The 22,559-nt window shown below is 40.4% G+C and carries 23 protein-coding genes; 18 read left to right on the top strand and 5 right to left on the bottom strand.

The features are described from left to right. Positions 1–193: 193 nt before the first annotated feature. The 9 genes from HMJ38_RS25740 to HMJ38_RS03585 all read left to right on the top strand — a co-directional run bounded on the left by HMJ38_RS25740 (position 194) and on the right by HMJ38_RS03585 (position 7,404). Positions 194–337, top strand: a complete 144-nt coding sequence (locus HMJ38_RS25740; RefSeq protein WP_194972985.1) for a DUF4160 domain-containing protein — start codon at positions 194–196, stop codon at positions 335–337. A gap of 68 nt (positions 338–405) precedes the next feature. After that, complete coding sequence (locus HMJ38_RS03550) at positions 406–780, top strand: DUF2442 domain-containing protein (RefSeq protein WP_194972986.1); 375 nt, start codon at positions 406–408, stop codon at positions 778–780. 14 nt (positions 781–794) lie between these two features. Further along, positions 795–1,772, top strand: a complete 978-nt coding sequence (locus tag HMJ38_RS03555; RefSeq protein ID WP_194972987.1) for an ABC transporter ATP-binding protein — start codon at positions 795–797, stop codon at positions 1,770–1,772. A gap of 141 nt (positions 1,773–1,913) precedes the next feature. Beyond that, complete coding sequence (locus HMJ38_RS03560) at positions 1,914–2,168, top strand: nucleotidyltransferase family protein (protein ID WP_228779859.1); 255 nt, start codon at positions 1,914–1,916, stop codon at positions 2,166–2,168. A 193-nt stretch (positions 2,169–2,361) separates the two neighbouring features. Continuing rightward, positions 2,362–3,201 carry an agmatine deiminase family protein gene (locus HMJ38_RS03565; RefSeq protein ID WP_194972989.1) on the top strand — a complete coding sequence of 280 codons (840 nt, stop codon included), beginning with the start codon at positions 2,362–2,364 and terminating at the stop codon, positions 3,199–3,201. A 65-nt stretch (positions 3,202–3,266) separates the two neighbouring features. Next, the gene (locus tag HMJ38_RS03570; protein ID WP_228779860.1) at positions 3,267–3,773 is read left to right on the top strand and encodes a DUF6398 domain-containing protein; all 507 of its coding nucleotides are present in this window, start codon (positions 3,267–3,269) and stop codon (positions 3,771–3,773) included. A 231-nt stretch (positions 3,774–4,004) separates the two neighbouring features. Next, a complete protein-coding gene (locus tag HMJ38_RS03575; RefSeq protein WP_194972990.1) occupies positions 4,005–5,747 on the top strand; it encodes a GMC family oxidoreductase in 1,743 nt (580 codons plus the stop codon). Positions 5,748–5,757: 10 nt separating this feature from the next. Beyond that, entirely contained in the window at positions 5,758–6,465 is a 708-nt protein-coding gene (locus tag HMJ38_RS03580) for a gluconate 2-dehydrogenase subunit 3 family protein (protein ID WP_194972991.1), read from the top strand. 144 nt (positions 6,466–6,609) lie between these two features. Beyond that, positions 6,610–7,404, top strand: a complete 795-nt coding sequence (locus tag HMJ38_RS03585; RefSeq protein WP_194972992.1) for a helix-turn-helix domain-containing protein — start codon at positions 6,610–6,612, stop codon at positions 7,402–7,404. A gap of 119 nt (positions 7,405–7,523) precedes the next feature. Here the strand turns inward: HMJ38_RS03585 and HMJ38_RS03590 are convergent, their stop codons facing one another. Next, positions 7,524–8,132: an alpha-ketoglutarate-dependent dioxygenase AlkB family protein gene (locus HMJ38_RS03590; protein ID WP_194972993.1), complete on the bottom strand. Its 609-nt coding sequence runs from the start codon at positions 8,130–8,132 to the stop codon at positions 7,524–7,526. Between the two features lie 307 nt (positions 8,133–8,439). On the opposite strand from HMJ38_RS03590, the gene HMJ38_RS03595 reads away from it, so the two are divergent. Continuing rightward, positions 8,440–9,393 (top strand): DMT family transporter, encoded by a 954-nt coding sequence (locus HMJ38_RS03595; protein WP_194972994.1) that lies wholly within the window; start codon positions 8,440–8,442, stop codon positions 9,391–9,393. Here the strand turns inward: HMJ38_RS03595 and HMJ38_RS03600 are convergent. Next, a complete protein-coding gene (locus tag HMJ38_RS03600) occupies positions 9,371–10,162 on the bottom strand; it encodes a 3-keto-disaccharide hydrolase (RefSeq protein ID WP_194972995.1) in 792 nt (263 codons plus the stop codon). The two genes, HMJ38_RS03595 and HMJ38_RS03600, sit on opposite strands and share 23 nt — an antisense overlap. A 223-nt stretch (positions 10,163–10,385) precedes the next feature. Here HMJ38_RS03600 and HMJ38_RS03605 point away from each other — a divergent pair, with 223 nt between their 5' ends. From HMJ38_RS03605 to HMJ38_RS03630, 6 genes are all read left to right on the top strand, one after another. After that, complete coding sequence (locus tag HMJ38_RS03605) at positions 10,386–10,598, top strand: hypothetical protein (protein WP_194972996.1); 213 nt, start codon at positions 10,386–10,388, stop codon at positions 10,596–10,598. Then, a complete protein-coding gene (locus HMJ38_RS03610) occupies positions 10,595–12,001 on the top strand; it encodes a sodium:solute symporter family transporter (protein ID WP_194972997.1) in 1,407 nt (468 codons plus the stop codon). Before HMJ38_RS03605 ends, HMJ38_RS03610 begins: the two co-directional genes overlap by 4 nt. Then, positions 11,998–13,377, top strand: coding sequence for a glycoside hydrolase family 88 protein (locus HMJ38_RS03615; RefSeq protein WP_194972998.1), 1,380 nt, complete (start codon positions 11,998–12,000; stop codon positions 13,375–13,377). Before HMJ38_RS03610 ends, HMJ38_RS03615 begins: the two co-directional genes overlap by 4 nt. After that, positions 13,374–14,819, top strand: a complete 1,446-nt coding sequence (locus HMJ38_RS03620; protein ID WP_194972999.1) for an oxidoreductase — start codon at positions 13,374–13,376, stop codon at positions 14,817–14,819. Before HMJ38_RS03615 ends, HMJ38_RS03620 begins: the two co-directional genes overlap by 4 nt. Next, complete coding sequence (locus HMJ38_RS03625; protein ID WP_194973000.1) at positions 14,816–15,586, top strand: 3-ketoacyl-ACP reductase; 771 nt, start codon at positions 14,816–14,818, stop codon at positions 15,584–15,586. The genes HMJ38_RS03620 and HMJ38_RS03625 overlap by 4 nt, the downstream gene beginning before the upstream one ends. Before the next feature lie 129 nt (positions 15,587–15,715). Then, a complete protein-coding gene (locus HMJ38_RS03630) occupies positions 15,716–17,179 on the top strand; it encodes a sulfatase-like hydrolase/transferase (protein WP_194973001.1) in 1,464 nt (487 codons plus the stop codon). A gap of 194 nt (positions 17,180–17,373) precedes the next feature. Here HMJ38_RS03630 and HMJ38_RS03635 read toward each other — a convergent pair whose 3' ends face one another. Next, positions 17,374–18,282, bottom strand: coding sequence for an alpha/beta hydrolase (locus tag HMJ38_RS03635; protein WP_194973002.1), 909 nt, complete (start codon positions 18,280–18,282; stop codon positions 17,374–17,376). A gap of 577 nt (positions 18,283–18,859) precedes the next feature. Here HMJ38_RS03635 and HMJ38_RS03640 point away from each other — a divergent pair. Both HMJ38_RS03640 and HMJ38_RS03645 read left to right on the top strand, forming a co-directional pair. Further along, a complete protein-coding gene (locus HMJ38_RS03640) occupies positions 18,860–19,507 on the top strand; it encodes a peroxiredoxin (protein WP_194973003.1) in 648 nt (215 codons plus the stop codon). Between the two features lie 658 nt (positions 19,508–20,165). Further along, positions 20,166–20,642 (top strand): cupin domain-containing protein, encoded by a 477-nt coding sequence (locus HMJ38_RS03645; RefSeq protein WP_194973004.1) that lies wholly within the window; start codon positions 20,166–20,168, stop codon positions 20,640–20,642. A gap of 173 nt (positions 20,643–20,815) precedes the next feature. Here HMJ38_RS03645 and HMJ38_RS03650 read toward each other — a convergent pair whose 3' ends face one another. Both HMJ38_RS03650 and HMJ38_RS03655 read right to left on the bottom strand, forming a co-directional pair. Further along, positions 20,816–21,592, bottom strand: coding sequence for a phosphatidylinositol-specific phospholipase C/glycerophosphodiester phosphodiesterase family protein (locus tag HMJ38_RS03650; protein WP_194973005.1), 777 nt, complete (start codon positions 21,590–21,592; stop codon positions 20,816–20,818). A 53-nt stretch (positions 21,593–21,645) separates the two neighbouring features. Next, the gene (locus tag HMJ38_RS03655) at positions 21,646–22,449 is read right to left on the bottom strand and encodes a phytanoyl-CoA dioxygenase family protein (protein ID WP_194973006.1); all 804 of its coding nucleotides are present in this window, start codon (positions 22,447–22,449) and stop codon (positions 21,646–21,648) included. Positions 22,450–22,559 lie beyond the last annotated feature (110 nt).

Consider the following 22,559-nt stretch of genomic DNA (forward strand, 5'->3'; position numbering starts at 1 on the left):
ATGGATTGGATCTATCCTTGTCATGTCGAATCCGATAGCTATCGGATGAGACATCTGAAGACCAAAAGTGCCTTTTCAAGAAAATAACTTAGTTGGAAAATATAGAATCATAAAAAGCCATGACTAGGTTACCTCTAAAATCGGATAACAACTTCAGGTTCGTGATTTTAGTTGTATTTATGTATTTTTGAATATGGTTAAGGTTCTTGAAAATAATGGATATCGGTTCTATATTTATAGCAATGACCATCCTCCAATTCAAATTCATGTATTAAAAGCAGATTCAGAGGCTAAAATTATTTTAGAACCAGATATATTGATCAAATTATGGTTTTAAATTGAATGAACTAAGAAAAATCCTGGCATTGGTAAATGAGAACTATGACCTAAAAAAAATGAAATGGTATGAAACGTTCAATCAGTAAACATACGACTGAGTATTTGGATCAATTGAGTTCCACAGAAACAAAAGGTGATATTGAAGATTACATTTTCAAACCTGATTCTTTGGATATTTTGATACAAAACCACAAACTGAAAATTGTAGGGCTTAATTTTTATCCTGATTTGGATCTTTTACTTTTTGTTTTGAACAATAAAAAAGTCATGAAGAGAAAAATTTCTGACTTCAAGAACTTAAAAAATGCAGGATTGAAAGATTTGGAAAAATACTTTATAAGCAAAGATGGTGTTCATTGGGAAAAACTGGATGAAGATTTAAGTTTGAGGGGACTTTTACAATATGAACTGACACATTCTGATGTGGCACTTTCTTATTAGCTATATGCCCCAACATGGTTAATTTACAAAGTAAAAATCTTAATATAGGGTATCAATCTGGCAAAAAGTCTAAAGCAATTGCTGAAGACTTGAATTTCAACCTTGAAAAAGGAAAACTGACCTGCCTTCTAGGTCCAAATGGGGTGGGGAAATCAACTTTGATCAAGACCATTATGGGGCAGGTGTCTCCACTGGGTGGCGAGATTTTTTTGGAGGGGAAGCCTTTGACATTCTATTCCCAAAAAGCCCTGGCAAAAAAAATCGCAGTCGTCCTGACTGAGAAAATAACCACGGGAAATCTTACCGTTGGGCAATTGGTGGCTTTGGGACGGATTCCGCATACAGGTTGGTTGGGGAAGTTATCCATTGAAGACCAAAACAAGGTGGAACAGGCCATTTCCCAGACCCATATCGGGTATATCCGCAATCAGCCTTTGAGTGAATGTAGTGACGGACAGTTGCAAAAAACGATGATTGCACGGGCAATGGCCCAGGATGGGGAAATCCTCATTTTGGATGAACCTACTGCCCACTTGGATTTGGTCAACCGATTTGAAATCATGCACCTTCTCAGAAAAATCGCCAAGGAATCCAAAAAAGCCGTCTTGGTGGTGACCCATGACCTGGAAATCGCTATAGAAGCAGCTGATGTTTTTTGGTTGATGCAGTGTGGACAGCCCTTGGTCACAGGCCTGCCTGAAGACCTGATAATCAATGGTCAGATCAATCTTTTACTGCCGTCAGATCGACTCTCTTTTAATCCCAAAAGCGGAAAAGTACAGCCTAAAATTGACGAATTTGCTATTCAGATCGAAGGGCCTGAAGCCACAGTACAATGGGTTCAGGCTGCGCTGAAAAAGCACATTTCAATCGACAAGCTTCAAACTGTACAAATCCGAGTTGAGGAGAATCCATTGCGGATTTTATTGAAACAGGGGGAGATGGAAAAGGAGTTTTTGGGGATTGGGGGATTGTTGGAGTTTTTGGATTAGAAGGGGGAGTTGGGGTAGATATTCCCGACATTATAAACACCATTGCCAAATACAACCTAAAAAACAGAGAAACAGGCATTCTAAATTAATTATATTTGGACTATGGTTAAAAAAGCCGAAATATTATCTAAACTGGCTGAATTGAAACCAATTCTAATCAAAGATTTTTCAGTTAAAGAAATTGGTTTATTTGGATCATATGCTGACAATTCAAATTCAGAAGAAAGTGACATTGACATTTTAGTGGAATTTGAGAAACCTATTGGATGGAAGTTTTTCACACTTGAACTTTTTTTGGAAAATATTTTCAATAAGAAAGTTGATTTGTTTACCAAAAATGCCCTCAAAGCCCAGATTAAAGACAAAATCCTAGAACAAGTTAATTTTGCGAAGTGAAACAAGAAACTTCACTACTCCAAGTTATATTTTAGCTATCTCTAAGGGCCATTCTATAAAATACCTGACAGTAAGAGCTATTTAAAAATCACATTATGAATAAACTAGACTTATCAATTAACCCCGACCAAATATATAATGCTCTGATTGAACAAGGTTATTCAACTGAACGAGCTAATATTATTTGGAAACAATGATAACCGATTCTCAAACAAATTTCGTCTTTTTAGCCGACACCCTATCAAACAAGTACCCTGAGTTTGCTAAAGAATTTGTATTCAAACTTGAACAAGCTGAAATTCCGTTTGGGATACTTCCAAACACCAAAGATGTTTGGGCTGTGGATTATATGCCAATCCAGGTGTCGGATAAAACGTTTGTGAGATTTACTTATAGACCTGACTATTTAACCTCAACAAAAAAGTGGTCAAGGACTATATCAGACGCTGATGCAATTTGTAAAGCGATTGGCATTGAAACCACCAAATCTGACATTATTTTAGATGGTGGAAACATTTCAAAATGGGATAATAAAGTTCTTATGACCACCAAGGTTTTTATAGAAAACAAGAGCATTCCAGAACTCGAACTTATTGAACAACTGAAAAACTTACTTGAAATAAATGAGATTCTTTTTGTTCCAGTAGAGAAAGACGATTGGCTTGGGCATTCAGACGGAATGGCAAGATTCATATCCAATGACACTGTTTTGATTAATGACTTTAGCAGAGAGGAGCAGAAGGATTACATTGACTTCTTGGGAGCGCTGAATAATGCAGGATTAAAATGGACTGTATTTCCGTTTGACATTTATGACAATGAAGATGTAAATGATGCCGCAGGACTTTATCTCAACTACCTTGAACTTAAAGACCACATTTTTCTGCCAATTTTTGATAAAAAAACAAACAACCAAGCAATTGAAAAGGCAAAAGAGATTTTTCCCAATAAGGACATAATTACTATCAAAAGTAATCAACCTGCAAAGGACACTGGAATAATCAATTGCTTGACGTGGAACATAAAAAAATAAACTAAAATCCGTATTATTGATAAAGTGACAAAATAAACGATATTCAACGATTTGTTCATTATTAAATGATGACTAAACCAGAAATAAAACAAAGAGAAGCAGAGCTCTTAGAAATGACAGGAGCATTTTGCAGACAAAATTTGAATGATGACTATTTACAGTTGTGCGAAAAGCTTATTAAAAAACTTGGCCGAAAAAGAGATGTACCTTTCCAAAGAGGAAAACCTGAGATTTGGGCAGCAGCAGTTGTTCATGCTATCGGTTCGATAAATTTTTTATTTGACAAATCCTTTGAACCCTATTTGACGGCTGAACAAATCAGCGAATACTTTGGAACCAAAAATTCAACAGTATCCAATAAAGCGAGAGAAATCAAGGATTTGTTTGGCATGTGGCATTACAGCCCGGAATTTTCTACACAAAGAATGAAGGAATCGAATCCATTTAATGAACTGGTCAAATTCGATGGATTTATTGTACCAATAGATTCTCTACCCGATGATTTGCAACTTAAGGTCAGAGAGGCAAGAGCTAAAGGTGGGGATATTGAATTTAAAATAAGGCAACCCTAATGTGAGAAATTATAATAAACAACCCTACGGTAGTAATCCTCTGATAATCCTCAAATCGATATATTATCCCCAACTTTTCGCCTAAAACTTTTCCACTACACCAATCATCAAAGTATTTTCCAAGCCAAGGGAAAGTACCGCAATTGTTTATTAACTTGATTAAATTTCCAATTTGGAACTTTTAAATTTTTTTATTTAACTTGTCGTACAAACCTAAAAAAATTAAAAAACATGAGTTTTGAGATCAAATCATCCGGAGAGGCCTATGATGTCATCATAGTGGGTTCCGGTGCCGGTGGGGGCATGGCTTCTAAGATTCTTTCGGAAGCAGGTTTATCAGTGGCGGTATTGGAAGCAGGTGGTGATTTTGACCCTGCCAAGGAAGAGGACCGGACGCAGTTGCGATATCCGTGGGAATCTCCCCGAAGAGGAAGTGGTACACCGACCCGACCCTTTGGTGATTTTGATCAGGCCATTGGAGGATGGGATATAGCCGGAGAACCCTATACTAGGTCAAGTGGCACCTCTTTCGATTGGTTCCGTTCCAGAATGTTGGGGGGCCGCACCAATCACTGGGGGAGGATTTCCCTAAGGTTTGGCCCCAATGATTTCAAAAGAAGTAGCATCGACGGTTTGGGAGATGACTGGCCCATAGGCTATGATGATGTCAAGCCGTATTATGATAAGGTCGATAAACTGATTGGAGTTTTTGGTACCAAAGAAGGTATTTACAACGAACCTGATGGGTTTTTCTTACCTCCCCCCAAGCCCAGACTTCATGAAATGTTTGTTGCAAAAGGAGCCAAAAAAGCCAATATCCCAGTTATTCCTTCCCGCCTTTCCATGCTGACTCGTCCTGTCAACAATGAGAGAGGAGTTTGTTTTTTCTGCAACCAATGCAACCGTGCCTGTCAGGCCTATGCGGATTTTTCTTCAGGAACTGTATTGGTCAAACCAGCCATGGCCAAAGGCAAAGTAGAACTTTATACAAACGCCATGGTAAGGGCTGTCACCACTGATGATTCAGGAAAAGCGACTGGCGTTTCCTATGTTAGTAAGGTTGACATGAAGGAATATAAACTCAGAGCAAGAGTGGTAGTATTAGGTGCGTCTGCCTGCGAATCTGCCAGAATCATGATGAACTCCAAATCCAAAACCCATCCCAATGGTGTAGGAAACAGCAGCGGTATGGTAGGTAGGTATCTTCACGACTCCACCGGCGCGGATAGGATGGCCATCATGCCCGACCTCATTGACAGGGAAAGATACAATGAGGATGGTGTCGGCGGTATGCATGTATATACCCCTTGGTGGCTGGACAATAAAAAACTTGATTTTGCAAGAGGATACCATATTGAATATTGGGGCGGCATGTCCATGCCATCCTATGGGATAGGTTTTGCCATGGATACCATGAGAAAACACATCAAAGATGAATTCGGCAATCCAAGTCCAAACGGCGGCTACGGCGAGGGTCTTAAAAAAGATATCCGACGTTATTATGGTTCCACTTTGGGTATGTCAGGTAGAGGCGAAAGCATCCCGCAATACAGTAATTATTGCGAAATTGACCCCAATGTGGTGGATAAATTCGGAATTCCTGTACTCAAATTTACCTACAATTGGACTGACCAGGAAATCAAGCAGGCCAAACACATGCAGGATACTTTTGAGGAAATCCTCACCAATGCCGGTGCAGTCTTGTTAGGAAATAAGCCCGGACCTGAATCCAAATATGGTCTAGCTGGACCTGGTAGAATTATCCATGAGGTAGGAACCACCAGGATGGGAGACAATCCGGCCACCTCAGTCCTGAACAGCAACTGTCAGGCGCATGACTGCAATAATCTCTTTGTGGTTGATGCAGGTCCTTTTGTATCCCAAGCAGACAAAAACCCAACATGGACCATTTTGGCCCTTGCGTGGAGGACTTCCGATTTTATAGTCAGTGAATTGAAAAAGAAAAATATTTAATAAGGTAGCCATGAACAGAAGAGAAAATCTAAAACTCCTTTTTACCGGATCATTGGCATCAGGATTCCTTTTGACCAATTGTGCTCCTGAAGACAAAACAGCTGATTTTTCACCAAAAATCGCCGGAGGTACGCCGGGAGGAAGAACAGCAGAAGAAATAGCATATGATCAACGCCTCCTTTCAGAAACATTCTTTACCGAAGAGGAAAGAAAAAAACTGGATGTATTGGTAGATATCATCATGCCTGCTGACAGTGAATCCGGAAGTGCTACCGATGCCGGTGTTCCTGACTTTATCGAATTTATGATGAAGGATTATACCCCTTATCAGACACCTATGAGGGGTGGACTGATGTGGTTGGACCACTATAGCGATGACAGTTATGGAAAGAAGTTTCTCGAACTTTCAGAATCCGAAAGGATGGAAATCATAGATCTGATTGCCTGGCCTGACAAAGCCAAACCGGAAATGGAAGGTGGGGTGAAGTTTTTCAACATGCTGAGAAACCTGACATCTACCGGATATTTCACTTCAGAAATCGGTTTCAAATATTTGGGTTACAAAGGAAATACTCCAAATGTATGGGATGGTGTGCCGGATGAAGTTATGAAGAAACATGGCTTTGCCTATGAAGAAAAGTACCTGTCACAATATTTGAAACCTGATGAAAGGGGAAAAATTGCAGAATGGGATGATGAAGGCAATTTGATTGGGTAATTTTATCACCCATATCAAATAATCTTTTATTTTCTACAAAAAAACCCAATCTCTACTGATTCCATAATTGAAATTGTTAAGATGACGTAAACATGACGTCTTTCTGTCGTTAACTTTTTGGTTGGTTAGTTTGATATTTGAAAAGTGAAATTAGGAGAAAAAATCAAATCCTTACGGAAAGAAAAAGGCCTCACGCAAGCCGATCTCGCTGAGCAAAGCGGGCTTTCCATCCGTACCATGCAGCGAATAGAAAATACAGAAGTCAATCCAAGTGCCTATTCACTGAAAATGTTAAGCAAGGCCTTGGAGATTGATTTGGAAGATTTGAATTCACAGAATAAGAAACCTTTTCACTTCAATTTATCAAAATCTATTATGACTACGCTCATTCCATTATTGGGAAATTCTTCAAGTAAAAAAATTATTGGATTTACTTTGATGCCAATTATCGCGCTAATGCTCTACCTATGGCTTCCTGCCAAATCAAATATAGTCTTATCACTAAATGAAGGTCAGTATTCCGTAGCCACCATAAACTGCGGTACAGAAACCGTCTGTGACATCGAAGTAACCAAGAAAGACAAGGATGGAGAAATTCTTTGGCAAAATACATTTGGTGGTACCAGCTATGACAGGGCAGGAGAGATTGTTTCCACAGAAGATGGGGGATGTTTGGTGTTAGGTTCTACCAGTTCATTTGGAGCGGGGAATTATGATGTGCTACTATTGAAGATTGATTCAAAAGGGGGCCTTGTTTGGCAAAAAACTTATGGTGGATTTTTCAATGAGTATGGAAAAACCATTTCAAAACTACCTGATGATAATGGATATGTTATTGAAGGAACCCAACAATCTTGTGAAACTCCTAATGTGTCCAACGACTGCAAAGACTATGTTTGGGTTTTTGAGGTGGATGAAGAGGGCGAGTTGAAAGGATAAATGTTATCGCTTTGTATCATCCAAGATCTTCATCACAAATATCCCTCCTTTGGCCAAGTATCTTTTTAGTTTTTTGCTAGACTGAACTGAAATTTAATTCTGCTCATGTCCTTTGAGATTCAGGTTACAATTGTCCGAAAAGTCAAATTAACCCTTGGTCTTTTGACAAGCTTAGTGGGTGGAAGGCGGTGGAGCCAATGGGTTTGGGTCTTGCCGGCCATCACGAGCAAACTTCCATGCTCTAAAAGCAATTCGACTTTCTCTTTGCTTTCCTTGTGCTTAAAGGAAAATTTACGCTCTGCCCCAAAACTCACTGATGCGATAGCCCCGTCTTTTTTTAGGTCTTTTTCCCCATCGCTGTGCCAAGCCATGCCCTCTTCGCCGGTATGGTAGAGATTGAGAAGACAAGAGTTAAAGGTTTCTCCGCTTTCCTTTTCGATGGCTTTTTTAAGTTCTAAAAGTTCCTTGGTCCAAGACAGTGCCCGCTTAGTTGCATTGGAATAGGTGTATTCAAAATCCTGGTCCCCATACCAGGCGACTTTCCGTTTGGTTACATATTTTTTCCCAAAAATATAGGCCTCATCGTTTTTCCATTCAATGGTATTCAAAAGGTTTTCGTAGTAAAAATCAGCCTCTATTTGGCTGAATGTTTTTCCATAATAATTGACAATGCCGTCTTTGGGTAGCCAGTTTTTGGTTTTGTCTAAATGAGGGGTAAATAGATCCATGGTACTAAGGTAATGAGATTTTGGAAATGGTGAAATTGTAGATTCGAGAGGCGAGAGCCGAGATCTTAGAACCAAGAACCAAAGCTTCTCCAGAAGAATTAAGGGGTGCTAAAGCCTACTCTATGTATCAAGGAACCTTGTACCCTTGAATAAGAGAAACCCATTTTGGCATCGAAAGTTTTGTAAATGTGGTTTATTGTATTTTGAATAAAAAAGGTAGATAAAAAAAAATGAATACTGGTTTTTTCAAAAATTATCATCCTGTTCGCTACATTCGCTTTTTCATTGATTATCAGCGCTCAAACCTATGCCCCGACTTACTGCTTCCAGAAGTGTTTCAGGTTTTATTATGGCCCTTTCGGCTGCCATCTTTTGGGGGATTTCAGGAACGTGTGCCCAATATCTTTTTGAGCAAAAAGACATGGACCCTGCGTGGTTGGTTTCTTGGCGCATGCTATTGGCAGGAAGCATCTTGATATTATTTGCCATATTCAGAAAGAACAGCGATGCGTTTCAGATCTGGAAAAACCATAAAGATATCATCCAATTATTGATATTCGCCATATTTGGGATGGTGACAGTACAGTACACCTATTTTTACAGTATCAACCTTTCCAACGCAGCCACAGCTACCGTCATTCAGTACATAGGACCTGTCTTTGTAGTAGGTTTTTATGCTCTCAAAAACCGAAGGTGGCCATCGTTGATGGAATATTCGGCTTTGTTTCTGGCCTTGGCAGGCACTTTTTTATTGGTCACCCATGGAAGTTTTCAGGTTTTGGTTATTTCTGAAAAGGCTTTGTTTTGGGGGATTTTGTCGGCGATAGCTTTGGCTGTATATACCATTCAGCCGGTTCAAATGCTTCGAAAATTTTCTGCACCCACAGTTACAGGTTGGGCCATGTTCATCGGAGGTATATTGTTTTCGCTGTTTACCAAACCGTGGATGGTTTCAGGAACATGGGATATGGGAACTATTGGTGCTTTTTCCTACATCATTGTATTTGGGACGGTGATTTCATTTTCCATCTTTCTGTATTCTTTGACCCTCATCGGTGCGCAGACGGCAAGTTTGCTCTGTTCTGTCGAACCATTGTCAGCGGCATTGGTAGCTGTGGCGTGGTTGGGAGTGACCTTTACGGCTATGGATTGGTTGGGAACGTTTTTTATTTTGATAACCGTTGCTATTTTGACTTTGTCAAAAAAACCTGAAGAAAAGCAAGCCAATCCAACTGATATCAATCCAGCTTCTGTAACTTGATTTCTTTAAACTCTACCCCTTGTCCCTCAGCCTGTAATCCGATATATCCTGATGTCAGGGCTTTCCCATCAATTTTGACATATGGATCATATCTGTTGGCCACCTCGCCTCCAATATGCGGTTTGGAATAACGTAGCACCGTATCCCCATTGACCATATGAATAATCAGAGAGTCCCCATAAACGATCAAATCTGCCTTGACCCATTCATCCCATTCAAATGTAGGTGAGGAAGAATTGAGACAATGCCCGGGATATAATTTTCCTTCATAGAATATTTCCGTGCCAGGGGAACACATGTTTCCCGTCGGACGTGCCACTCCATCCACCTCACGGGCCAGCATTTGATACTCAACAGATATCGGCCAATCTTGCTCCTTCAAAATAGTGTTTGGATCTTGGGAATGGAACATAATACCACTATTTCTATAGGTGTAACTTGGGGCGTCTTCCATCCATTGGTCGGTAAATCGGTATTGGAATTTCAAATGATATGATGAAAAAGGTTCTTTGTAAAACAGGTGTCCATATCGGTTGTCGAATGTGTCATGATCATCATAATTAACCTGAATGATACCATCAACTACCCTGAATGTATTGGCATAATTATCACCCACTTCGTGATGGTGGATTTTCACTACCCAATCATCAAGGTCTTTGCCGTTGAAGAGAATTTGCCAGTCGTCATTTGAGTCTGATTGGGAGGAATCCGGTCTACAGCCTATAACAAAAAGTATGCATAAGCAAATTAAGGAGGAGGATTTCTTCATGAATTGAGAGGTTGCTTCGAAAGTAGGTTACCGATGAGTTTAAAATTGAAGATTTAAAAGTCACCTTTTTTTATCAAAAGTGCAAAGAAGTAAGTTTGGGCTGTTTTATTTCTCACAGACATCTCAGATTCCCAAAGATAAATGAAAAATATCCACCCAAATCAAAGGAATCTGAAAGCGCTTTAGTATTTTACCTCTTCAATCAAACAATAAACCCCAACCTATGAAGCCCAAAATCTGGAACCTTATTGTGCTTGCTGTATTGCTCATTACAGTTGGCTCATTTGCCTTTCTTTTTCGTGAAAACAAACACAGCCCGGAATTATGGAACATTCCTTATGTTTTTTGGACAGGGTTTTTGGTGACGGTATTACTGGTATTGGCCACATTCCTCGGTTCAAGATTTTTCCCATTTCATGACTCCAAAGAACAATGACAGGCTGGCTGATATTTTTCTTTGCCATCTTCTTGGCTTCCTTGGTCTATGCTTCTTATAAATCATACAGAAAGGATAGGACATCTGACGAATTTATCTTTGCGGGATCCAATATTGGTGCAATTCTCGGTTTCCTGACCTTTTCTGCGGCCTTGTTCAGTGCCTTCACCTTTATGGGCATGCCGGATTTCTTCAGGGTACATGGGGTAGGAGCATGGGTATTTTTGGCTTTTTCTGATGCGCTGATGGTGTTTTTCCTGATCTGGTTTGGATACAAGTTGAGACAAAGGGCGGCAAATAGAGGATATAAAGGTGTCGCCGGATTGATGAAAACCTGTTATGACAGCAGCTTTGCCGGTTACCTGATATTTGCCAGTGCTTTCATCTTTTTGATACCTTATGTGGCCATTCAGATTCGTGGGATTTCGATCTTTTTAAATGCGGCTTTTCCCGATTTTCTGCCGGATTGGTCATGGTCAGCCATGATGGTTGCCATCATGTTGGCCTATGCGGCTATTGGGGGGTTAAAAGCCATTATGTACAGCGATGCCATTCAGGGAGTGATCTTGTTAACTGTCATTTGGATCATTGGTGCGGCATGCCTTGAGATGAGCGGAGGACTACAAAACGCCATGGCCACGGTAGCTGAGCGCAATCCATCATTGACCTCCCTGCCCGGTCCCAAAGGATTGTTCAGTTCTCAGTTTCTGATTGCATCTGCCATAGCTATCGTATTGATTCCTGTTTCCCAGCCTCAGTTTACCACAAGGTTGGTCGTAATGAAAGACTTGAAATCTGTACATAAAATGGCTTATGCCGTGGGGATCTTTGCCATTTTGGTTATTTTACCAACTGCTTCAATTGGGTTGTATGGAGCGGTCAAATATCCCGATGCCAGCACTGCTGAATTTCTTTCCCAAGCCTTGTTATTTGATCAGGCAGTTCCCGTAGCGGCTTTGGCAGTGGTAGGGCTGTTTGCAGCCTGTCTTTCTACGACCAATGCCCAGATTTTTGCATTGGGAACAGAACTCCGATCACTCCTGACAGGCTCGGATAGACGGATTATGATGATTACCAAAAGTTCTGTTTTTGTGTTTTCCTTGATCGTATTGGTGTTTTCTACCTATATGAGTGACGAGCTTGTTTTGTTGGCGAGAGTGAGTTTCACGGGTACTTCCATGGTCGCTCCGGCAATTTTGGGTGCAGTGATTTTCGCTAAACCTCCGAAAGAACTTCTTTGGCTTTCTTTTCTGGCACTACTTTATTTTATATTTTCAATTATTGAATTGGTACCTAATCAGTTTTGGGGAATGAACCTTGATTTCTTCCTCTATTGTGTGCTGTTTATATTGACAGCATTGATCATGATCAGGCATCAACTCAAAGTAAACCGAGGCGAATGAAACTTGACCTAAGCATAGAAAAATCCATTAATGAAATCAACCTGAATCGATTTTGGGAACTCTCCGGACAAAAAATCCTGATGATCGAAAAGTCATTTGATACCGCCAAAGGAGCTCCCGTTTTTACTGAAAAAGGAAAATACGTCACCCGAGGTTGGACGGAATGGACGCAGGGATTTCAGTTTGGTTCTGCTTTGCTACAATTTGATGCTACAGGGGATGATAAGTTCCTAGAGTTGGGAAGGCAAAACACTTTGCATAAAATGACACCTCACCTAACGCATACAGGGGTTCATGACCATGGTTTCAACAATGTCAGTACCTATGGCAGTCTGCTGCGGATGATTGAGGAGGGGAAATTGGATGCTTCAAATTGGGAAAAAGAATATTACAAACTTGCCGTTAAAGTCAGTGGCGCAGTACAGGCTTTAAGATGGACGATGATTCCCGGGGGAGGCTATATTTATTCCTTTAACGGCCCACATTCTCTTTTTGTAGATACTATCAGGACCTGCAGAGCTGTTATTCTTTCCCATATGCTAGGGCATGTGCTTCAGGGAGAAAATGACAAAAAGATCAACCTATTGCAAAGAGCTATCCAACATTTGCTGGCCACGGTGAAGTATTCCATTTACTATGGTGAAGGCCGAGATGAATATGATGTTCCCGGCAGGACTGCCCATGAGATCATATTCAATACCAACGATGGCAACTACCGCTGCCCCAATTCCCAACAAGGCTATACAGGCTTCAGTACCTGGACAAGGGGCTTGGCTTGGGCTATTTGTGGTTTGGGGGAGACTTTGGAAATATTGGATCGACTTCCAGAAGAGGATTATGCGGCTATCATTTCCAAAGAAGAATTAACCAAGACTCTTGAAAATGCAGCTTTGGCCACCGCAGACTTTTACCTGAAATATACCCCAACCGATGGCATTCCTTATTGGGATACCGGAGCACCTCATTTGTTTCAAATGGGAGATTACCTGAACAGGCCATCTGATCCATTTAATGCCTTTGAACCGGTAGACAGTTCAGCGGCATGTATTACTGCCCAAGGATTGCTTAGGATTGGGAATTGGCTAAAATCTAAGGATAAAGAGAAGTCAGAAAAATACTTGAAGGCAGGCTATCAGATTGCAAAAGGTTTGTTTCAAGAACCCTATCTTTCCATTGCCTCAGATCATCAGGGTTTGGTCTTACATTCCATATACCATAGGCCCAATGGTTGGGACTATGTACCGGAAAAAGGGAAAGTCCCCTACGGAGAATCTTCTATGTGGGGGGATTTCCATGCTAGGGAACTGGCCTTGTTGATCCAAAGGAATGTTAATGAAGAGAAATATTACAGTTACTTTAACTGCATCGCACCATGAGTGAAGGTAAAAATAAACCCAAATACACCAGGATTGCCCAATTGAAAACATTGGAGCAGTTTAGGGAATATCTCAACAAAGAAGGAATTAATCTCCCTTTGCCAAATCAACCCTTATCAGGAAATCAGACCCCGCTTTCCAAAGGACACAGGCTTCGTTCGGGAAGATTGATCGGCAATTCATTTTGTATCCTGCCCATGGAAGGTTGGGATGGTACTGCCGATGGCAAACCTACAGAACATACTCTGAGACGCTGGCAGAATTTTGCCCGAAGTGGTGCCAAATTGCTATGGGGCTGTGAGGCAGTAGCTGTGCGTCATGACGGAAGGGCCAATCCTCACCAATTGCTGCTCAATGAAGAAAACCTGAAAGATTTTGAGGGCCTTTATAATTTGTTGATGCAAGAGCATCAGGAAGCCTTTGGTAGCACAGACGATTTTTTAGTAGGCTTACAGCTGACACATTCAGGAAGATTTTCCAAACCCAATCATCAGGATAAGATGGAGCCAAAGATACTTTATCCTCATCCTTTTTTGAATCAGAAATTTGGGCTTCCCGAAGACTATCCTGTTATGACAGATGCAGAGATTAAGAGGTTGGTGGATGATTACGTGAAGGCAGCTGTGTTGGCACAAAAGGCAGGTTTCCATTTTGTAGATATCAAACATTGCCATGGCTATTTGGGACATGAATTTTTGAGTGCAATCCACAGGGAGGGAGACTATGGTACAAGTATAGAGAACAGGAGCAGATTTCTGATCGAGGTAGTGAATGGCATACGGGCCAAAGCACCGGGCTTGGACATAGGGGTGAGGGTAAGCATATTTGATTGGATGCCATTTCAAAAAAGTGAGGATGGAACGGGTGTGCCTGCCATGAAATCACCTTATCCTTTTGCTTTTGGTTCGGATTCCTCAGGAATAAACATCAATCTTATGGAGCCCTATGATTTTCTGAAAGTGCTTCAAAAACTTGACATAGAATTGGTCTGTACCACAGCAGGCAGTCCATATTACAATCCGCATATCCAGAGGCCAGCGCTTTTCCCTCCTTCTGATGGTTACCTCCCTCCCGAAGATCCACTTCATGGCGTAGCGAGGCAGATAGATGTCACGGGAAAAATCAAAAAAGCCTTCTCTGATTTTTATGTGGTAGGTTCAGCTTATTCTTATTTACAGGAATGGCTGCCTATGGTGGCACAGGAAGTATTGCTCAGGGGAATGGCAGATTCTATTGGTTTGGGCAGGATGGTATTGAGTTATCCTGAGTTGCCCGATGATGTCCTTAGTGGAAAAGGACTGAAAAGGCAAAAGCTTTGCAGGACATTTTCCGATTGTACTACAGCGCCCAGAAACGGGATGATTTCAGGTTGCTTCCCCTTAGACCCTTATTACAAGCAGATGGAAATACACGAGGAACTTAAAAAAATCAAAGAGTCATGAGGCCTGTGGCATTGGTAACCGGTGGAACAAGAGGGATTGGTTTGGGTATTGCGAAGGAGCTTGCTGCCAAAGGACATGATCTTATTTTGAACGGGGTGAGGGAAGAGATTGAAGTAGAACCAGTTCTCGAAAATCTCCGATCAATGGAAGTGGAGGTTTGCTATGCTAAGGGAAATATAGCTTTGGAAGCTGACCGTAAAGGGATACTCGAAACAGCGAAGGAGCGATTTGGAAAGCTGAATATTTTGGTCAATAATGCCGGAGTAGCCCCAAAAGTCCGGGCTGACGTTTTGGAAGTCACTCCTGAAGATTTTGATGAATTGATGGATATCAATCTGAGAGGCACTTTTTTTCTGACGCAATCTTTAGCCCAATGGATGCTGGAACAAAAGCATACAAATCCATCCGATTTCTTTTCCATTATCCACATCACTTCTGTATCCGCTTCAATGGCATCGATCAATAGGGCAGCTTATTGTATTTCCAAAGCAGGCTTGTCCATGTTTTCCAAACTGATGGCAGTCAGAATGGCTGAGAAAAATATTCCGGTATATGAAGTCCGTCCTGGAGTCATAGAAACAGATATGACTGAAAAAGTTAAATCTTCTTATGAGGAAAGAATTCAAAATGGTCTGACCTTGGAAAAACGGATGGGCTTACCATATGACGTGGGGAGAGTGGTGGCTGCCCTTGCCAAAGGAGATTTGCCTTATGCCACAGGACAGGTAATTTCAGTGGATGGGGGCTTGACGGTGGAGCGGTTGTAATTGGGGAGGACATTGTTTTTACCGTTGAAAAAATCCCTGTCTTATGTCGCTCAAAACATGTGTTTCTTTAAGCAATATTAGCAGGGACAAAACAAAATTGGCAAAGACTGAGCCCCTAAACATAATTCCATGAAAGCATTTACCGGATCTATACTCATTACCCTTTTAATTTTGATGTTTTCCTGTACCCAAAAAGAAACTATCAAGCCAAACGTCTTATTTCTTTTTGCAGATGACCAAAGGGCAGATGCCTTGGGTATCAGTGGTAACAAACATATCCAAACTCCCCATATTGACCAATTGGCCAAGGAGGGAAGTTATTTTACCAATGCTTATGTAATGGGAGGTCATCATGGCGCCATCTGTGCACCTAGTAGGGCAATGCTTTTGAGCGGGAAAAGTCTATTTCATGTATATGACCGCCTCAAGGATGTGGAGACCATGCCGATGCGGTTTGGTAATCATGGCTATGTAACTTTTGGAACCGGGAAATGGCATAATGAAAAAGAAGCTTTTGAGGCCTCCTTTCAAAAGGGCAGCCGGGTCTATTTAGGTGGCATGGCAGATCATTTCAATGTTGCGGTCAGAGAACTTTCTGAAGATGGCATTCTTTCAGAACCGACCAAGAGGGGTTTTTCAACTGATCTATTTGCCGATGCAGCAATTGGATTTATAGAAGAGTATTCTTCTTCAGGTGAGGAAAAACCCTTTTTCTGTTATGTTTCTTTTACTGTGCCCCATGACCCATATTCTCCTGCACCGGAATATGTTGGTAAGTACCTGAAAGATTCCCTGCCACTGCCGGCCAATTATATGCCTTACCATCCATTTGCTTTTGATGACTTGACTGTGAGGGATGAGAACCTGACTTCGTGGCCAAGGCAGCCCGAAGTCATTCAGGATATCTTAGCTGACTATTATGCGTTGATCCACCATTTGGATGACCGGATCGGGGATATTGTGGAGGTATTGAAGAAGAATGGGCTATATGACAATACCATCATTGTATATGCTGCCGATAACGGCCTCGCGATAGGGAGCCATGGATTGTTGGGCAAGCAGAATCTTTATGAACACAGTACCAAAGTCCCGGTCATACTCAAAGGCCCTGGAATTCCCGAAAATGCGCAGTTTGATGCATTTGTTTACTTATATGATTTATATCCTACCTTGGCGGAATTGGCAGGAGTTCCATCTCCGGAGGGGATTGACGGGTTCAGTTTGGTGGATGTTTTAAACGGAACCATCAATGAAGTTAGATCTTCCATATTTACTGCATACCGACATACGGTACGGGCTGTAAGGGATAAAGAATGGAAGCTTATCAGGTATCCTGAAAGGGATTATCCCCAATTATTCAACTTGTCGGATGATCCTCACGAAATGAAAAATCTAGCTGGGAACATTCAATATGAAAATAAAATTGGAGAGTTAATGGACCTAATGGAAGTTTGGCAGAGAGAATCGGGTGATACTGCCAAATTGAAAGCATCCCAAATATTACCATTAGAATATAATCCGGATACATTGAAAAGAAAACCTGACCAATGGCAACCCTCTTATACACTGGAGAAGTACTTTGATTCAAAGTAGAGAAGAATCTATTTTCTTTGGTAATCTCTTGATCCAAAACACTGAAAAATGAAAATTAGGATACGGTTCATAGCTATTTTTTTTCTGTTAATCTTTCCCTTTATTTTGAAAGCTCAAGCTAATAAGATTATTGATGCTTTAATGGTAGGGTTTTATAGTCCGGACTTTTAAAAAAATCAACAAACAGCTTTGGTCTAAGATATCTCCTTAATTCTTTCCCCGATATACTGCATGGCCATGGGGTAGGTTTCTATGCCATGCCCCACATTTTGAAAGATCTTAATGTCTTTCAGAGGTTTGATGTGTTTTTTGGCATTTTCAATGGATTTTTGATATGGAAATAATAAGTCTTTGTCACTGAGAAGGAGGTAAGTGTCAACTTTTACTTTTGCCAGTTCTTGGTTCATGTAGTAAGGTTTCTGGGTATTGTCTTTATAGCGACTGATGGCAAATACCTCATAATCCACCAGCATTTTTTCTGCATAAGGAGAGAGTTGATGGTTTGGTTTTGCAAAAATGGCCTTGTCCAAAAATTTCAGGACATTTTGTGGTTTTGGGTTCAGGATGGGTAAAATGTTATAGTAGAGATTTTTCATTCCAAGAGAAAAAAATTGAAGGCAATCGGGGTTAAGAAGAAATGCTGCTTTTATTTTTTCAGGATTTGTAATTCCAAGTTTCATACAGATCAATCCTCCAAATGATGCCCCGGCAATAAATGCTTTTTCAATTTCTAACTTGTCAAAAACTTCATTGGCCCAAGCGCCATAATCCAAAGACTTGATATCCGGAGTGGCCCCATCGCTCAGATTTGGCAAACCATTGGTTTCCACTAAAAAGATTCTGAATTTTTGGTTTAGGTGATCTAAGCCTCTATCAAAATCCCAAATCAAAGCTGTCGTCCTGGCGCCGGGGAAAATCACCAAAGTCTCCAGTTTCTGATCAGCGGAATTTAAACCCCAGACTTGGGTGATTCCAAGTGATGTTTTGACCTCGATGCGCTCATACTTTCTTTGGTTTGCTAGTTCAAGTTGTTTTACCCATTGTTCAAAATATTGTTTATCCTTGATTTCGTCTTTGAAGTGGGATATTGCCTTTATTTTCATGGAGTATTGTTGGCTTTTTGCATGGATCAAATCTTTATGAAGTAGTCATAAAACAAAAACGGGAAAAACTCTTTCGAATTTTTCCCGCTTCATGACTTGAAAACCATAGTCCTCAAACCATGCCAAGCTACAGTTATTATGACTTTTCCCCAGTTGCCCGAGTGCCTAACTTTAGATTTCAAACTCTAGCAATCTCCACCTTTCGGTTTCGAGGCTTGAATTCAGTACTTCTGCGGTAAACCGTCTCAGACTTTCAACCCTAAAGTTTCAGCCCCTTTGCACTTTCATCACGAGTTTTGGATCATTGTCTGAAATTTTACTTTCAGTCTTTTATCTCTCACTTAATATATTCAAATTTAGATGTTAATTGACTGAAATACTATTTATTACAAAGTTATTTTTCAACAACTTTCCCACTAATATCCAGCTGAAATCACATAGTTGTCCACATGCATGAATCATAGATTTAATCTATGGAATTTTAATTCCCATTGTGACTTTTGTCTCCTTTATAAAGATTAGTTATTCTGATATTTGTATATCAAAATTTTAGTAAAGGATAAAAAAATATATAATCATGAACGAACAAGAAGTAATTACTATGCCAAGAATTGGGGATCAGGCACCTGATTTTAAAGCGATGACAACAACAGGTCCAAAGCAGTTTTCGGAATACATTAAAGACAGCTGGACCGTTCTGTTTTCTCATCCCGCCGATTTCACTCCTGTTTGTACCACTGAAATGAGCGGCTTTGCTTTGGAACAAAAATTCTTTGATGAGCATGATGCCAAGTTGATTGGATTGAGCATTGATTCCATTCACTCTCATATTGCCTGGGTAAACAATGTGAAGAAGAATACAGGGGTATTGTTTGAATTTCCGATCATTGCTGATATCGACATGAAAGTTTCAAAACTCTACGGTATGTTGCAACCTGGAGAAAGCGAAACTGCTGCGGTGAGAGCAGTATTCTTTATAGATCCGACCGGAAAAATAAGACTGATCATGTACTATCCTTTGAATGTTGGTAGGAATATGGATGAAATCAAAAGAGTTTTGATAGCCCTTCAGACTGCAGATAAATATAAGGTAGCCATGCCATTGGATTGGAGACCTGGTCAGAAAGTGATTGTTCCGCCGCCAAAAACTGTAGCCGAAATGATCGAAAGAGAAGCAAGTGATTACGAAATGGTAGATTTCTACCTCGCTAAAAAAGATATTTAGATTCCTATTGATTTAAAAAAAAGCCTCACGAACCATGGTTTGTGGGGCTTTTTCAATTTTCTCTTATCGCATCAAAGGAATACATGTTATTTGACTATAATAGCCCTTTTTTCTTTTTTTGAGATCTTATCTTATTCACAAGGGCTATTGAAGCTTAAGCATCAGGTAGGTAGGAAAACAAAAGCGGGAAAAATCCTTTCGAATTTTTCCCGCTCCATAAATTGAAAACCGTAGTCCTCAAATTACGCCAAGCTGCAGTTATTGTGACTTTTTCCTCAGTTGCCCGAGTACTTAACATTAGATTTCAAACTCTAGCAATCTCCACCTTTCGATTTTGCGCCTTGATTACAGTGTTTCTGTGGTAAACCATTTCAGACTTTCAACTTTGAAGTATCAGCCCATTTGCACTTTCATCACGAGTTTTGGATCATTGCCTGAAATTTTACTTTCAGTCTTTTATCTCTCACTTGATATAGTCAAAGCTACTATATATCCAGTAATCTTAGCAATATTTTCACACTTTATTTACACACAATTTTTCCACTTTTTTAAAGTTAAAATCACAAAGTTATCCACATGTTTAGAGTCTTATGCAGTCGGAAACAGTTTGGGTTCTTTTTTGGAAATTATGGTATCTTCAACCTTTAAACACTTGCATATGAATCGCATCCAACAACTTGTTGAAACATTGAACATGAAACCTCATCCTGAGGGAGGTTTTTATTCAGAAACTTACCGGGCAAAATCAGCTATTGAAACCCCGAATGGCCAAAGATCATTGATGACTTCTATCTACTTCCTCTTGACTTCAGAAAATGTTTCCAAGTTCCACAGCATTGCAGGTGAAGAGATATGGTTCCACCATGAGGGAAGCCCGCTTACTGTCCACCTCTTGTCTGACAATGGGTATGAAAAATTATTGGTTGGGCCGGTTGATCAGGAAGGCCACCAACCCCAGCAATTGGTTCCGGAAGGTGTAATTTTTGGTTCATCTGTGGAAGAGGAGAATTCTTATGCTTTGGTTTCCTGTATGGTTGCCCCCGGTTTTGACTTCAGGGATTTTAAGTTGTATGGTGCTGAGGAATTGTTGGAAAAATGGCCGGAACATGGTAACATAATTGAGAAATTAACTTAATTGGCATAGGAGTCAAACAAGTGAAGACAATTGATTTGGTCGAATCTACTGTTTTCTGAAACTATCTGTCTGGCCTAATTTATCCGTATTTTATTGCACGCAGATGACACTGATTTAATAGATATTCACTGAAATCGGCAACTTTGAAATGTACATTGAATTCTTATTGGCTTTCATATGTTTTTATCCAGATTGCTCAGGTATTGATTTGCTTCGTAGGGCATGTCCGTATTGATATAGTCTATGCCAAGGTCATAAAATGCTTTCCAAGCTGATTGTGAATCGGGAGTACCCCAAAATCTTACCGGTTTTCCAAAGTTATGTACCTGTTGAATAAAGGAAATCAGCTTTTCCTTTTCCCGTTCGACAATACTTCCTTCTCCGTTCCAAACAGAAAACTGCCGGAAATTCAAACTGACCATTCCGATCTTTTCCCAAGGAAGTTGATCATTCAAGGTTCTACTTTGATAATCAAAAAGTATCCAAGAGGGATAATCATTATAATCTTCCACTTTCGGCCTGTTTCCTGACACGATGATCTTCAACCCGTTTTGATTGGCGGGTGAATATAACATCGGTTCAAATTCATTCAGCTGTTTGATCAATACCTCCAAAGTAGCATAGGCTTCGGTTTTGATGTCAATCATTAAGTGAAATCCAAACTCATCTACTAGACCAAGTTCCTTAGCCTTTTGGATAGGAGAAAGGTATAAGCTTTTCAAAGTTCTTTCTTTTTTAATTGTTGCCCTTTCATGGGCTACCATTAATTCTCCGTCCTGAAGAATCACGTCAGCTTCGATGGAGGCACAACCCGCTCCGAATGCTTCCCAAAACGGAACCTTTCTAAGGTAGTCGTTGTGGGAATGGAGTTTAAAGGGTTTGTATTCCTGTGCTATTGAAAAATGAAAATTCAAAAAAGAGCAAAGGATAAGAAGATAGATTTTTTTCATATCCAAAAATGAGAAAATACTTTTGAAAGTTAATTATCAGTAATATTTACTACTTATGCTACAATTGGATTTAATGGACTATTGATCTCCTTCCCTATCTCTGCCCCTGGGCACCAAGTATTCCAATCGTTGATCTGATTGTCGTTCTCGGGGTTTTTTAGTTTGGATTTGGCATCCATGTAGATAATGGTCATTACTTTTCTGACCTGATCGGTTTGATTGGCTCCGGCCCTGTGAAATACCCAGCCTGAATGGAAACTCACTTCGCCCAAATCAAAGGGCTCAATGACATGCTCAAAATTATTGATGCGGAGATTTTTCTTGATCTGAACCTCTGATTCGTCCCCAATAGCCAATTCCCTTCCAAATACAATCTGATGGCTTTTTGCAGAAAATTCCAATGCCCCCATTTCCAAAGGAGTCTCTTGCAAAGGAATCCAAGCAGTGATGGTCCTGTCCGTATCGATCGGCCAATAATATTGGTCTGCATGCCAGGGAGTGATTCCCCCGCCCGGCTCTTTGAACAATGCCTGATCGTGGTAAATCCTGACTTTCTCACAATCCATCAAGTCTGCAGCGATCTGTCCCAACCTTTTGCTCAAGACCAATTTGGCTACTTCCTCATTTTCTCTCCAAAGGTTAAAAATCTGCAAAAATGCTTTGCCGTAAGTGTCCCTTTCATCTAAAGGCGCTTTCTGCTTGTTCAGGTTGTCCACCTCCTTGCTGATAACCTTATTGAAATGGGCGATCACCTCAGGACTCAATACATTTTTAAGCTTGATAAAGCGGTTTTCCTGATAAAAAGCCTTGGCTTCGTCTGAGACAGGATAGGTTTCTTGGAGAAGGGGAAAGTTCATAGTCGATTGTTTTTTTACAAAATTACCACAGTTGCTAGAATTTTATTTAGCTGATTTTATGCTTTTGTTAACGTATATTGCACTATTGTAGAGAGGTTATTGAAAAATAA

Source organism: Aquiflexum lacus, from assembly GCF_015476655.1.
Classification (GTDB): Bacteria; Bacteroidota; Bacteroidia; order Cytophagales; family Cyclobacteriaceae; genus Aquiflexum; species Aquiflexum lacus.

Coding starts and splice junctions, on each gene's coding strand:
- HMJ38_RS03575 (WP_194972990.1), top strand. CDS start 4,005: ATGAGTTTTGAGATCAAATCATCCGGAGAGGCCTATGATGTCATCATA.
- HMJ38_RS03625 (WP_194973000.1), top strand. CDS start 14,816: ATGAGGCCTGTGGCATTGGTAACCGGTGGAACAAGAGGGATTGGTTTG.
- HMJ38_RS03570 (WP_228779860.1), top strand. CDS start 3,267: ATGATGACTAAACCAGAAATAAAACAAAGAGAAGCAGAGCTCTTAGAA.
- HMJ38_RS03655 (WP_194973006.1), bottom strand. CDS start 22,449: ATGAACTTTCCCCTTCTCCAAGAAACCTATCCTGTCTCAGACGAAGCC.
- HMJ38_RS03555 (WP_194972987.1), top strand. CDS start 795: ATGGTTAATTTACAAAGTAAAAATCTTAATATAGGGTATCAATCTGGC.
- HMJ38_RS03615 (WP_194972998.1), top strand. CDS start 11,998: ATGAAACTTGACCTAAGCATAGAAAAATCCATTAATGAAATCAACCTG.
- HMJ38_RS03640 (WP_194973003.1), top strand. CDS start 18,860: ATGAACGAACAAGAAGTAATTACTATGCCAAGAATTGGGGATCAGGCA.
- HMJ38_RS03565 (WP_194972989.1), top strand. CDS start 2,362: ATGATAACCGATTCTCAAACAAATTTCGTCTTTTTAGCCGACACCCTA.
- HMJ38_RS03645 (WP_194973004.1), top strand. CDS start 20,166: ATGAATCGCATCCAACAACTTGTTGAAACATTGAACATGAAACCTCAT.
- HMJ38_RS03620 (WP_194972999.1), top strand. CDS start 13,374: ATGAGTGAAGGTAAAAATAAACCCAAATACACCAGGATTGCCCAATTG.
- HMJ38_RS03630 (WP_194973001.1), top strand. CDS start 15,716: ATGAAAGCATTTACCGGATCTATACTCATTACCCTTTTAATTTTGATG.
- HMJ38_RS03590 (WP_194972993.1), bottom strand. CDS start 8,132: ATGGATCTATTTACCCCTCATTTAGACAAAACCAAAAACTGGCTACCC.
- HMJ38_RS03600 (WP_194972995.1), bottom strand. CDS start 10,162: ATGAAGAAATCCTCCTCCTTAATTTGCTTATGCATACTTTTTGTTATA.
- HMJ38_RS25740 (WP_194972985.1), top strand. CDS start 194: ATGGTTAAGGTTCTTGAAAATAATGGATATCGGTTCTATATTTATAGC.
- HMJ38_RS03650 (WP_194973005.1), bottom strand. CDS start 21,592: ATGAAAAAAATCTATCTTCTTATCCTTTGCTCTTTTTTGAATTTTCAT.
- HMJ38_RS03595 (WP_194972994.1), top strand. CDS start 8,440: ATGCCCCGACTTACTGCTTCCAGAAGTGTTTCAGGTTTTATTATGGCC.
- HMJ38_RS03605 (WP_194972996.1), top strand. CDS start 10,386: ATGAAGCCCAAAATCTGGAACCTTATTGTGCTTGCTGTATTGCTCATT.
- HMJ38_RS03610 (WP_194972997.1), top strand. CDS start 10,595: ATGACAGGCTGGCTGATATTTTTCTTTGCCATCTTCTTGGCTTCCTTG.
- HMJ38_RS03550 (WP_194972986.1), top strand. CDS start 406: ATGAAACGTTCAATCAGTAAACATACGACTGAGTATTTGGATCAATTG.
- HMJ38_RS03635 (WP_194973002.1), bottom strand. CDS start 18,282: ATGAAAATAAAGGCAATATCCCACTTCAAAGACGAAATCAAGGATAAA.
- HMJ38_RS03580 (WP_194972991.1), top strand. CDS start 5,758: ATGAACAGAAGAGAAAATCTAAAACTCCTTTTTACCGGATCATTGGCA.